This window comes from Enterobacter sp. DNB-S2 (assembly GCF_019443845.1).
GTDB classification, from domain to species: domain Bacteria; phylum Pseudomonadota; class Gammaproteobacteria; order Enterobacterales; family Enterobacteriaceae; genus Enterobacter; species Enterobacter asburiae_B.
Map to the genome: position 1 here is coordinate 1,877,978 of NZ_CP050520.1, position 11,565 is coordinate 1,889,542.

At 54.9% G+C, this 11,565-nt stretch carries 9 protein-coding genes and 1 pseudogene; 3 read left to right on the plus strand and 7 right to left on the minus strand.

Translation table 11 applies throughout. From position 1 onward, the window contains the following. Positions 1-7: 7 nt before the first annotated feature. Positions 8-1,480: a betaine-aldehyde dehydrogenase gene (betB, locus tag HB664_RS08845; protein WP_219940666.1), complete on the minus strand. Its 1,473-nt coding sequence runs from the start codon at positions 1,478-1,480 to the stop codon at positions 8-10. Between the two features lie 13 nt (positions 1,481-1,493). Continuing rightward, positions 1,494-2,081 (minus strand): transcriptional regulator BetI, encoded by a 588-nt coding sequence (betI, locus tag HB664_RS08850; RefSeq protein WP_032662864.1) that lies wholly within the window; start codon positions 2,079-2,081, stop codon positions 1,494-1,496. A 128-nt stretch (positions 2,082-2,209) separates the two neighbouring features. On the opposite strand from betI, the gene betT reads away from it, so the two are divergent. Together betT and HB664_RS08860 are read left to right on the plus strand one after the other, a co-directional pair. Further along, a complete protein-coding gene (gene betT, locus HB664_RS08855) occupies positions 2,210-4,243 on the plus strand; it encodes a choline BCCT transporter BetT (RefSeq protein WP_023310695.1) in 2,034 nt (677 codons plus the stop codon). A gap of 901 nt (positions 4,244-5,144) precedes the next feature. Continuing rightward, positions 5,145-5,589 (plus strand): annotated as a pseudogene (locus HB664_RS08860) (hypothetical protein). Between the two features lie 84 nt (positions 5,590-5,673). On the opposite strand, the gene HB664_RS08865 reads toward HB664_RS08860, so the two are convergent. From HB664_RS08865 to HB664_RS08885, 5 genes are all read right to left on the minus strand, one after another. Further along, positions 5,674-6,174 carry a type VI secretion system tube protein Hcp gene (locus HB664_RS08865; RefSeq protein ID WP_219940667.1) on the minus strand — a complete coding sequence of 167 codons (501 nt, stop codon included), beginning with the start codon at positions 6,172-6,174 and terminating at the stop codon, positions 5,674-5,676. Next, positions 6,174-6,530: a putative T6SS immunity periplasmic lipoprotein gene (locus HB664_RS08870; protein WP_219940668.1), complete on the minus strand. Its 357-nt coding sequence runs from the start codon at positions 6,528-6,530 to the stop codon at positions 6,174-6,176. The genes HB664_RS08865 and HB664_RS08870 overlap by 1 nt, the downstream gene beginning before the upstream one ends. Further along, entirely contained in the window at positions 6,527-7,087 is a 561-nt protein-coding gene (locus tag HB664_RS08875; protein ID WP_167819132.1) for a type IV secretion protein Rhs, read from the minus strand. Before HB664_RS08875 ends, HB664_RS08870 begins: the two co-directional genes overlap by 4 nt. Before the next feature lie 158 nt (positions 7,088-7,245). Beyond that, positions 7,246-7,896, minus strand: coding sequence for an enterobactin synthase subunit EntD (entD, locus tag HB664_RS08880; RefSeq protein WP_219940669.1), 651 nt, complete (start codon positions 7,894-7,896; stop codon positions 7,246-7,248). Positions 7,897-7,977: 81 nt separating this feature from the next. Further along, positions 7,978-10,218, minus strand: a complete 2,241-nt coding sequence (locus HB664_RS08885) for a TonB-dependent siderophore receptor (RefSeq protein WP_219940670.1) — start codon at positions 10,216-10,218, stop codon at positions 7,978-7,980. A 146-nt stretch (positions 10,219-10,364) separates the two neighbouring features. On the opposite strand from HB664_RS08885, the gene fes reads away from it, so the two are divergent. Then, positions 10,365-11,564, plus strand: coding sequence for an enterochelin esterase (gene fes, locus HB664_RS08890; RefSeq protein WP_219940671.1), 1,200 nt, complete (start codon positions 10,365-10,367; stop codon positions 11,562-11,564). Position 11,565 lies beyond the last annotated feature (1 nt).

The window sequence follows — 11,565 nt, forward strand, 5'->3', positions numbered from 1 at the left end:
CTCCCGGTTAAAATATGGACTGGAATTTACCCATCTCAACCTGGATGGACTTCACCTGGGTGTAGCTCTGCAGCGTCATCACGCCGTTCTCGCGGCCAATGCCGGAGTGTTTGTAGCCGCCGACCGGCATCTCTGCGGCGGATTCACCCCAGGTGTTGATCCAGCAGATGCCCGCTTCGAGCTGATGAATGGCGCCGTGCGCGCGGTTCAGGTCGGCAGTGACGATGCCCGCCGCCAGGCCGTAGTCGGTGTCGTTGGCCCGGCGGATCGCTTCTTCTTCGTTTTCATAGGTGAGGATGGACATCACCGGGCCAAAGATCTCTTCGCGTACGATGGTCATCTCATCGGTGCAGTCGGTGAACACGGTCGGGGCAACCCACGCGCCGTTGTCGAAACCTTCGCCCTTCAGCGCGTCGCCGCCGCACAGCACGCGCGCACCTTCCTCTTTGCCTTTGGCGATGTAGCGCAGCACGCTGTCGCGGTGCGGGAAGCTGACCATCGGGCCAAAGTTGGTGCGTTCATCGAACAGATCGCCCGCGCGGATGCGGCCCACGCGCTCGACGATTTTCTGCTCAAACGCGGCCTTGAATTTCGCGGGTACGAACACGCGGGTTCCGTTGGTGCACACCTGGCCGGAGCTGAAGAAGTTCGCCATCATGGCGATGTCCGCCGCGAGATCCAGATCGGCGTCGTCGAAAATAATCAGCGGGGATTTGCCGCCCAGCTCCATCGTCACCTCTTTCAGGGACGAGGCCGCCGAGTTGGCCATCACCTTTTTGCCGCTGGCGACGCCGCCGGTGAAGGAGACTTTCGCGATGCCCGGATGCTCGGTCAGGTACTGCCCGGTCTCCGCGCCTACGCCCGGCAGGACGTTAAACACGCCGTCCGGAACGCCCGCTTCGGTGTAGATTTCGGCAAGCTTCAGAGCGGTAAGCGGGGTGACCTCGCTCGGCTTGAAGATCATCGCGTTGCCCGCCGCCAGCGCCGGGGCCGATTTCCACAGGGCGATCTGGATCGGGTAGTTCCACGCGCCGATGCCCGCCACCACGCCCAGCGGCTCGCGGCGGGTGTAGACGAACGAGGTCTCACGCAGCGGGATCTGGCTGCCTTCCAGCGCCGGGATCAGCCCCGCGTAGTACTCCAGCACGTCCGCGCCGGTGACGATGTCGACGGTTGAGGTTTCAGAAAACGCTTTACCGGTATCGAGGGTCTCCAGCTTCGCCAGCTCGTCGTTGCGCTCGCGCAGGATATCGACGGCGCGACGCAGAACGCGCGAGCGCTCCATGGCGGTCATCGCCGCCCAGATTTTTTGCCCGCGTTTTGCGCTTTCCACGGCGCGGTCGACGTCTTCGCGCCCGGCGGCCTGTACGCTCGCCAGAACTTCACCGTTGGCCGGGTTGATGGTCTCGAAGGTGCGACCGCTGGTGGCGGAGGTATAACCACCATTGATATAAAGCTGCTGTTCTGCCATTCGGGACATAAATTCTCCTCGGTTATTCGGTCGGTAAATGCTGGCTGATAAAGTGGCTGGTGAGCGATTGCGCCAGAGTTTTATCCAGCGGCTTGCCGCTCAGCGCGGCGCGCAGCCACAGCCCGTCGATCAGGGCCGCCAGGCCGTAGCCCGCCTCTTCAGCCTGTTCGCGCGGCAGCTCACGGCGGAACTCGTACACCAGGTTTGACAACAAGCGACGGCTGCTCACCTGCTGCAGGCGGTAGAGCATCGGCTGGTGCATGCTGCTCGCCCAGAAGGCCAGCCAGGCCTTCATTGCCGCACCGCTGGTCTGGGTTTCATCAAAATTGCCGCCGACAATGGCCTGCAGGCGTTGCTCCGCGCTGCCGTCCGGCAGGGCGCGTAAGCGGCTCAAAACCGCGTCGCGCAGCTGGCCGGTAATGTCGCGCATGGTCGCTTCCAGCAGACCGTTTTTGTCTTTGAAGTAGTGACTGATGATCCCCGTGGAAACGCCCGCCCGACGGGCGATCTGCGCGATCGTCGCGTCGTGCATTCCCACTTCATTTATTGCTTCCAGCGTGGCGTCGATAAGCTGCCTGCGCCGGATCGGCTGCATCCCCACTTTGGGCATTTTTGCCACTCCATTCATCAGCGTTGGTAATACATTAAAGCGGTTTTTGATTGGACGTTCAATATAAAATGTGTCTTAATTGTTGCGGATTTGGATTTTAATAGTTACAAAAACAGTGGGGATACTGGATGACAGACCTTTCACAAGACAGAGAAAAAGACAAAATCAACCCGGTCGTTTTTTATACGTCCGCCGGGCTGATTTTGTTGTTTTCCCTGACGACCATCTTCTTTCGTGATTTTTCTGCCGAGTGGATTGGGCGCACCCTGAACTGGGTGTCGAAGACCTTCGGCTGGTACTATCTGCTGGCCGCGACGCTCTATATCGTCTTCGTGGTCTGCATTGCCTGCTCGCGCTTTGGTTCCGTGAAGCTCGGGCCTGAGCAGTCCAAGCCCGAATTCAGCCTGCTGAGCTGGGCCGCGATGCTGTTTGCCGCCGGCATCGGCATTGACCTGATGTTCTTCTCCGTGGCCGAACCGGTCACGCAGTATATGCAGCCGCCGGAAGGGGCGGGGCAGACGATGGAGGCCGCGCGCCAGGCGATGGTCTGGACGCTGTTCCACTACGGCCTGACGGGCTGGTCGATGTACGCCCTGATGGGCATGGCGCTCGGATACTTTAGCTATCGTTATAATTTGCCTCTCACCATCCGCTCCGCGCTGTACCCGATCTTCGGTAAAAAGATTAACGGCCCGATTGGCCACAGCGTTGATATCGCGGCGGTGATCGGCACCATCTTCGGTATTGCGACAACGCTCGGGATTGGCGTGGTGCAGCTCAACTACGGGCTGAGTGTGCTGTTTGATATCCCGGATTCGATGGCGGCCAAAGCGGCGCTGATTGCGCTCTCCGTCATTATCGCCACCATCTCGGTGACGTCGGGCGTCGATAAAGGCATCCGCGTGCTCTCCGAGCTGAACGTGGCGCTGGCGCTGGGTCTGATCCTGTTCGTGCTGTTTATGGGCGATACCTCGTTCCTGCTCAATGCCCTAGTGCTCAACGTGGGCGACTACGTAAACCGCTTTATGGGCATGACGCTGAACAGCTTCGCCTTTGACCGTCCGGTGGAGTGGATGAACAATTGGACGCTGTTCTTCTGGGCGTGGTGGGTCGCGTGGTCGCCGTTTGTCGGCCTGTTCCTGGCGCGTATTTCGCGTGGCCGCACCATCCGCCAGTTTGTGATGGGCACGCTGATTATCCCGTTCACCTTTACCCTGCTGTGGCTGTCGATTTTCGGCAACAGCGCGCTGCATGAGATCATCCACGGCAATGCAACCTTCGCGCAGGAAGCGATGGCGCACCCGGAGCGCGGCTTCTACAGCCTGCTGGCGCAGTACCCGGCGTTCACCTTTAGCGCCTCCGTGGCGACCATCACCGGCCTGCTGTTCTACGTCACCTCGGCGGATTCCGGCGCGCTGGTGCTGGGTAACTTCACCTCGAAGCTCAAAGATATCAACAGCGATGCGCCGAACTGGCTACGCATCTTCTGGTCCATCGCCATCGGCCTGCTGACGCTTGGCATGCTGATGACCAACGGCATTTCGGCGTTGCAGAACACCACGGTGATCATGGGCCTGCCGTTCAGCTTCGTCATCTTCTTCGTGATGGCCGGGCTGTATAAATCGCTCAAGGTGGAAGACTATCGCCGCGTCAGCGCCAGCCGCGACACCGCGCCGCGTCCGATGGGCGCGCAGGACAGGCTGAGCTGGAAGAAACGTCTCTCGCGCCTGATGAACTACCCGGGCACGCGCTACACCAAACAGATGATGGAGACGGTCTGCTTCCCGGCGATGGAAGAGGTTGCGCAGGAGCTGAAGCTGCGTGGAGCCTACGTGGAGCTGAAAAACCTGCCGCCGGAGGAGGGCGAGACCCTGGGGCACCTGGATCTGCTAGTGCACATGGGCGACGAGCAGAACTTTGTTTATCAGATCTGGCCGCAGCAGTATTCGGTACCCGGGTTTACCTACCGGGCGCGCAGCGGGAAATCGACCTACTACCGGCTTGAGACCTTCCTGCTGGAAGGGAGCCAGGGGAATGATTTGATGGACTACAGCAAGGAGCAGGTAATTACGGACATTCTGGACCAGTATGAACGGCACCTGAACTTTATCCATCTGCACAGGGAAGCGCCGGGGAATAGCGTGATGTTCCCGGATGTTTGATGTCTAGATGAGCATTATAAAGGTTAGGTAGCGGGGGCTGAGTGTTTAAACTTTGGCCCCGTTATTTTTGAAAATATGTGAAAAGTTTGTATTGGTGTATTTATATCAATAATTTATATTGATGGCATAACTCATTTTTCTGGGAATGAATTTGTTTTTTTTTGGGGAAATCTCACAATTAATTGGAGTTTTTAAATGGTTATCCGGAAGGGGCTTTTTGAATAATTAATGAACGCTTCTTGCTTAAAGGATTAAAAAACAGAAAGTGCGATCAACTACAATAAATATCATTAGCATAAAGCATATAACTGACTGGCAGTAAATTTCACTGCAATTAAATGAGGGTAACAAATTGCCAGTTTATGCAAACAAGGGTGGCGATTCTGGAGTCGTTTTTTATGAAACAACTAACGATTCAATCACTGTTCACTTCAGCGATGGATGGAAATATGTTTACGATACCAGCAAGTCCGGACTCGCTGTAGTGGCAAAGATGCAGCAATTAGCTCATGCTGGTCATGGACTCAATAGCTACATAAGTCGTGTTGTTAAGTCTAATTTCTCTCAAAAGTATCGTTAGTCTAACGCAAGAGGGCGATTTTTGCCCTCTTAACGCATCTAACTATATCATTCATGAATGGTATTGTATTGACTAATTTATTTACATAATATTTAAAAAAATTTTCACCTCAAGATTATTATTCCTCGAGTTACCTCGCATTTATCAAATTCCCCTTATTTTAATTCCCTGTGTATTTATACATGGAAGTATAATGGCCGAAATTAACCCAGCACTGAGATCTGGAAAGATATGTAAAAAGGCAACAAAAAGGAATCGCGGTACAAAGGTGTGCGACCACCTCCATACCGCTAACCACAAACAACTAAAAGGGAGTTGATTATGGCTGCGAAGAATTCTATGCCAGAGCGGGCTATTGCCCAAACAGAAAATGCAGATCTAGAGATTCAGCAAGAAAATCGCGAGAAGCTACGCAAAAAACGCATCCGGGCGTTGCATGACGAGCCGGTTCACTCTGCGTATCTTCATGAAAGAGGAGAGGCGGGTTCTGCCTGTGTTGAACTTTATACCCGAATGGAGCGAAACTATCTGCCGTTAACCGGCGCGTGGTTAACCCGCGCAGGGTTTAAAGCAGGAATAGCCGTGAAGATCCGCGTGATGCGTGATTACGCCGCAAAATTCCCGTGAGCTGTGGGGCTGTCTGGAAGGCGTCAGCGCAACGTATACAAATAAGCTGAAAATGATGAAGTGGCTGGAGACATTTCCGGGAGCGTTAATTGATACGGTGGATTTGCCAGTGAACGAAAGTGGAAAAGGGGAGCGGTAAACATCACGAGGCGATCCTGGGAATGCCAGGATCGCGCTTTGAGCAACCACATACATTAATATTTTATTAGATCAATCAGGATAGTTATGCTCTAGTTTTTTCTTTCTGCGCAGGTTTCATCCATAAATCACCATAAATAATATTGCCCTTGAGATAATTCCATTGAATACCACGGAATCGTAAGCCTACCACTTCATGCATGTTAGGCGCAGAGCTGCCCGGATAGTATACATGCGTGAAATCCAGAGATGAGATTACCACGCTATCAAGTGTGATGGTATAGATCTCTGTTTCCGCTCCCGCTTCAACAATTTCATAATATTTGATAATGGCTTTTTGCAGGCGTCTTCCTTCGCAAGCGACAACAGCAAGATAAGGACTCACTTTATCTAATTGCTTATGCAGAGTAACCGGACCATGCTGTCTTGTTCCGGTCATATTTCCGGTATGGCTATCGACGGCTTGTTTTATGCCGTAACTGCTGTTCATGATTTCTATAGCACCTTCTCGACCTGGCATCATACAGTCGCCCTGTACGAGCATTCCGTGCTCATCGTAGAGAAATAGGTAAGCGGGTAGTGACATTATAATCCTCCCAGATTAGTTAGTTGCCCGTCGTTATCGATGAAAAACTCATGTTCATAGTCTTCACCATTCAGTCCATAGTTAATTACGTAGGTATATCCATATTTCCAATTGATATCTATGCAATTATCAGGGTAGTTAAGATTCAAATGTTCTCTTCCGGAGCCCGTCACGATAGTTATATCGCTACCTTCACTAGAGTAAATTGTATAGTAATTAAGTTTGTCTTTTTTATTTACGCTAAAACAAAGATAATCTCCATTGATGTACGTGGCTCTGGGATGTGGCGCACATTTGCCTCCTGGACAGCCCGTCAGTAAAATGCATAAACTAAGCAAGGTAATTATTTTTTTCATCCAGGAAAACCTCTCAAAATCTCTTGGTATTTCAGAAGAAAGTAATAAATAGTCTCATTCCGGTTAAAATCACGATATTCAAACAAATGCTCATTGTTTGTTAATCCATGGAATTTCAATAACCAATAGTCACTTACTATTGATGCCTGTTGCTCTAAACCATAATGCAATAGATCTGCTTTATCTAAGCTGTATGAATAATCAGCAATCCCAGAAAATAATCCCCTGGTTCTGACAAACATTCCTTTTTGTGTCTGCCAGACGTGCATCATTTCATGCATGAATCGATGCTTTTTCCGGAGGCTTTTCTCTAACGAAAAATCTGGTGAATACGTTTCCTCTCTGTACCACATTTCACCATTGGGACTCATCGCTATATCGACAGGCTGGAGATTAAAAGGAAGATAACCTTCCCTGTGCACCCACACCAGATGATAATGGATACTGTAACCGTAAAGCGTCTTAGCGAGGGCTATCTCACCGATGGTGAGTTGTCGGATACCGCCTGGGTTAATCGGGGTTCCTGAGGTGGGAATAATGCGTTCATTTACCGGCATTATAAATCCATTTAAATTTTATGGTTATTGGGGTTTTATCCTACTCCTGCAGAAATGGAAAAGAAGATTGATATATTCCTAAAAAGTGTTTCTCGCATTGCGAGAAATAAAAGAAGTGAAAGAGTGGCTGAATAAAGATTTTCGATGCCTGACGCGCGTTACAGCAAAGTGATGACTTGATTACCATCAAGTAACCAGTGAACTGTAAATAGCGTATTTTCTTTAAACTCAGCCTGTGGGCGGGTCAGGGCCAGCGTAAGTGTTCTTTCATCGAGCGTCATAATACGAGCGCAGTCAAAACCCATGTAAGTCTTCACCTGCGGAAAGAGCGCCTTAAACAGACTCTCCTTGGCGCTAAAAGCCAGCGTCAGCGCCAGCGCAAAAGGGTAGCCCGAGTGCGTCAGGTACATCGCTTCCTGCGCATCAACGATGCCGTCCTGGATTTCGCGGGCTTCGTGGTCTGGAAGAATGGCTTCGCAATCAATACCTACGAGCGCATCTTGATGACGGACGACAACCGCCATCGCCTGCGCGCCGCTGTGGGTAATGCTCCCCGAAACTCCTTCCGGCCAGAGCGGTTCGCCGCTGGGGCCGATGCCGGGGATCGCGCGTTCATTTATCGCACCGAGCGCATGCGCGGCGGCGATGCGGCCTGCCAGATGCTCGGCTTTGCGTTTGCGTCCGGCGTTTGAAAGTTCAGCGTAGTGGGGGAGCCAGAGAAGGTCGGTGTCGGTGAAGGTGGTGGGGGCGAAGGTGACGTGGTGGACGGTGTGGCCGGCAAGAATGAACGTGGTGTGGGTTGTGTGCATGTTTTTCCCTTCAGAATTGTGCGGCCTGATGCCCTCACCCCGGCCCTCTCCCACGGGGAGAGGGGGGAGTTACTGCCTGAATCAGAAACGCGTATTCACGCTCATGTACCAGGTGCGACCCGGCTCATTATACGTATACGCTCCCGCACCGTACATATACGCACCGGTGGTGGCGTTGCCCGTGGTCTGGGCATTACCCGCGCGCCACTGGCGTTTGTCGAAGACGTTATCCACGCCGCCGGTCAGGCTGACGTTTTTGGTCATGTCCCAGGTCGCGCTCAGGCCAACGATGCTGTACGGACTGATTTCGTCTTTCTCAGACCCGGTCACCGGCTGACCTTTGTAGTTGTACTTCTTCGGCTGCTGCTTGCCGTACCAGGTAAAGGTCGACTGGAGCGACACGTCCTGATGAACCTGCCAGCTCAGGGTCGAGTTCAGCGTGTACTCCGGAATGATCGACAGACGGTCACCGGTCTCCTTGTTCTTGCTCTGCAGCATCCAGGTGATGTTGTTGGTCCAGTTGATCGTGTCGCTGACCGGCACGTTGAGGGAGCCTTCCAGCCCTTCGACGACCGCTTTCGGAACGTTTTCCCACTGGTAGATATCCGTCTGCACTTTACCGGAAGAGGTGTGACCGATCGGCGCGTAGCCCGCTTCAATCTTGTCGCGATAGTCGTTGCGGAACCAGGTCACGCCAGCCAGCCAGCCGTCGCGTTTCCACTCCAGGCCAATCTCTTTGTTGATGCTGGTTTCCGCTTTCAGGTCGTCGTTGCCCATCATGTAGCAGCCCACGCCGTCCGAGCTGGCGTAGCAGCCCTGGCCTTTGCTGTAGAGCAGGTAGTTCGGGTTGGTCTGGTAAAGGCTCGGCGCTTTATAGGCGCGCGCGATCCCCATCTTCAGCGTGAAGTCATCGCCCAGACCTTGCGAAAGGTTCAGGGACGGGCTCCAGTTGTTGCCGACGATGGTGTGGTGATCGAAGCGCAGGGCAGGGGTCAGCATGGTGCTGTCGGTCAGCTCCATGTTGTTTTCGGCGAACAGGGAGAAAATCTCCGCCGAGGTGTACGGGCTGCGGTCGTTGCTCATGCCCGGAATGGTGCCGCCCTGCAGGGTTTGCGTAAAGGAGGTGGAGTCCTTCATGCGCTGCTGGTTCCACTCGGTGCCCAGCGTCAGGTTCTGGTTGACGAGGAAATCAATCGGCAGGTTGATCTCGCTGTGCAGCATCACGTCGGCCAGGTCGGTGTCGGTGAATTTATTGCTGTTGAATAACCCTTCCGTCCCGCCCGCCAGACCTTCGCCCAGGCGGGAGTTGCGGGTGTGTTCGTACTGTGCCCAGCTGCTGGTGGTGATGCCGTTATCCCAGCCGCCGTTCCAGGTCACCGCGAAGTTCTGGCGGTAGATACGGTTAGTCTCTTTGCCGTAGTTCTTCTTCACCAGCGCGCTGTCGTTGTTGGTGTTCTGCGTGTCGCCCGCGTAGAGGTTGTTCTGGCGGCTGTAGCCCGCTTCGAACTCCAGGGACTGCATGGGCGCGAAGTCCCAGCGCACCACGCCGTTGATGTCTTTGTTTTCCACGCCCTCGCGGCCAGCCGGCAGGGTGTTGGCGTAGGCACCGGTACGATCGGACTGATGCCCCTGGTTGATGTCCCACGCGTAGGCCTGGGTTTTATCGAGGTTACCGAACATGCGGAAGCTGAAGTCGCCGCCCAGGGGGCCGCTCAGGCTGAAGTTGGTGCGCCTGGTGGAACCTTCGTCCTTATGTTCTGGCGCGTTCAGGTAGGTGTTCCAGGAGCCGTGCCACTGGTCGTCGAATTTTTTGGTGATGATGTTTACCACGCCGCCTGCCGCGCCGTTGCCGTAGCGCGCGGCTGCCGGACCGCGGATCACTTCGATGCGCTCGATCATCTCCGGCGGCACCCAGCCGGTATCGCCGCGGGTGTCGCGCTCGCCGCGCCAGCCCAGACGAATAGAGTTGCGGCTGGTGACCGGCTTGCCGTCGATCAGGATCAGGGTGTTTTCCGGGCCCATGCCGCGAATGTCAATCTGACGGTTGTTGCCGCGCTGGCCGCTGGTGGAGTTCCCGGTGAGGTTAACGCCCGGCATGGTGCGGATGATTTCCGCCACGTCGCGCGCGGGCGGGTTTTTGCGGATCTCGTCGGCGGTGATGGTCGACACGCCCGGCGCCTGTAAATTCTGCTCGGCGGCGGTGATCACCATCGTATCTTCGTGCTGCGCAGAGGCGGTGTTGTCGTCTGCCATGGCGGGCAGCGCGACACCATAAATCCCTAAATTGACCAGCAAGGCCAGAGAGTGAATCTTCTTATTCATTGTACGTCCCGCTTTTATGGTTATTTAATGAGCGCGCTTCCCACAGCGCGGGCATTACGCTATTGCAAATGCAAATAGTTATCAATAATATTATCAATAAAATTTGCTCTGAAACAAAAAAGACTGTGAAACATGGGGTTATAAGGGTGACGACGTTAACAACCGGAAGTGAAGCGTGGTGGCAGTCGAAAAACGGACCTGAATGGGAACGTCAGAAGGAGAAGTGTCGCGTCACCTTCTGGTGGCGGGATCCGGCAGGAACGCAGAAAACCTCATTGGTCAAACGCGTCTGGCTCTACGTTACCGGCGTGACCGATCACCATCAAAATGCCCGCCCGCAGTCCCTCGAGCGCATCCCGGATACCGACGTCTGGCAGTGGCAGGGCGAATTCAGCCCCGAGTGGCGCGGGAGCTACTGTTTTATCCCTTCTGTAAATGAAAACGATTTTGCCGATACCGTGTTTGAAGGCGAGCTGCCGGACCGCCTGGCGCTGCGCGAAGGCTGGCGCAGGCTGCTGCCGCACGCGGTTTCCGACCCGCTGAATCGGCAGAGCTGGCGCGGCGGGCGCGGTCATGCCGTTTCGGCGCTGGAGATGCCGGACGCGCCCGTTCAGCCCGGCTGGGATCGTCCCGATACGCAGTATCACCAGCCGGTCTGCATTGAGTGGAACAGCGAGCGTCTCAACAACCGTCGCCGCGTGTGGATTTTTACCACCGGGGACGACGGCACCGAGCGCCCGCTGGCGGTGCTGCTCGACGGGCAGTTCTGGGCCGAAAGCATGCCCGTCTGGCCTGCGCTGACGTCGCTCACCACCGGGCGCCAACTGCCCCCTGCGGTCTACGTATTAATCGATGCGATCGATATGGAACACCGCAACCGCGAATTGCCCTGTAACCCCGATTTCTGGCTGGCGGTACAGGAAGAACTTCTCCCTCTTGTAAAACATCTCGCCCCCTTCAGCGACCTCGCCGACCGTACCGTGGTGGCGGGCCAGAGCTTTGGCGGACTCTCTTCGCTTTATGCTGGCCTCAGCTGGCCGCAGCGGTTTGGCTGCGTGCTGAGCCAGTCCGGCTCGTACTGGTGGCCGCACCGCAGCGGGCAGCAGGAAGGGCGCCTCATCGAACAGCTCAGAGCCGGTGAGCTGACCGCGAGCGGGCTGCGTATCGTCCTCGAAGCCGGGCGCAACGAGCCGCTGATTTTCAATGCCAATCAGGCGATTTACGCCGAACTACACGCGCAGCAGCAGGTTACCTGGCGTCAGGTTGACGGTGGACACGACGCGCTTTGCTGGCGCGGTGGGCTGACGCAGGGGCTGATGACCCTCTGGCAGCCGATCATTCAATAAC

Coding starts and splice junctions, on each gene's coding strand:
- betT (WP_023310695.1), top strand. CDS start 2,210: ATGACAGACCTTTCACAAGACAGAGAAAAAGACAAAATCAACCCGGTC.
- entD (WP_219940669.1), bottom strand. CDS start 7,896: ATGCACACAACCCACACCACGTTCATTCTTGCCGGCCACACCGTCCAC.
- HB664_RS08875 (WP_167819132.1), bottom strand. CDS start 7,087: ATGCCGGTAAATGAACGCATTATTCCCACCTCAGGAACCCCGATTAAC.
- betB (WP_219940666.1), bottom strand. CDS start 1,480: ATGTCCCGAATGGCAGAACAGCAGCTTTATATCAATGGTGGTTATACC.
- HB664_RS08870 (WP_219940668.1), bottom strand. CDS start 6,530: ATGAAAAAAATAATTACCTTGCTTAGTTTATGCATTTTACTGACGGGC.
- betI (WP_032662864.1), bottom strand. CDS start 2,081: ATGCCCAAAGTGGGGATGCAGCCGATCCGGCGCAGGCAGCTTATCGAC.
- HB664_RS08865 (WP_219940667.1), bottom strand. CDS start 6,174: ATGTCACTACCCGCTTACCTATTTCTCTACGATGAGCACGGAATGCTC.
- HB664_RS08885 (WP_219940670.1), bottom strand. CDS start 10,218: ATGAATAAGAAGATTCACTCTCTGGCCTTGCTGGTCAATTTAGGGATT.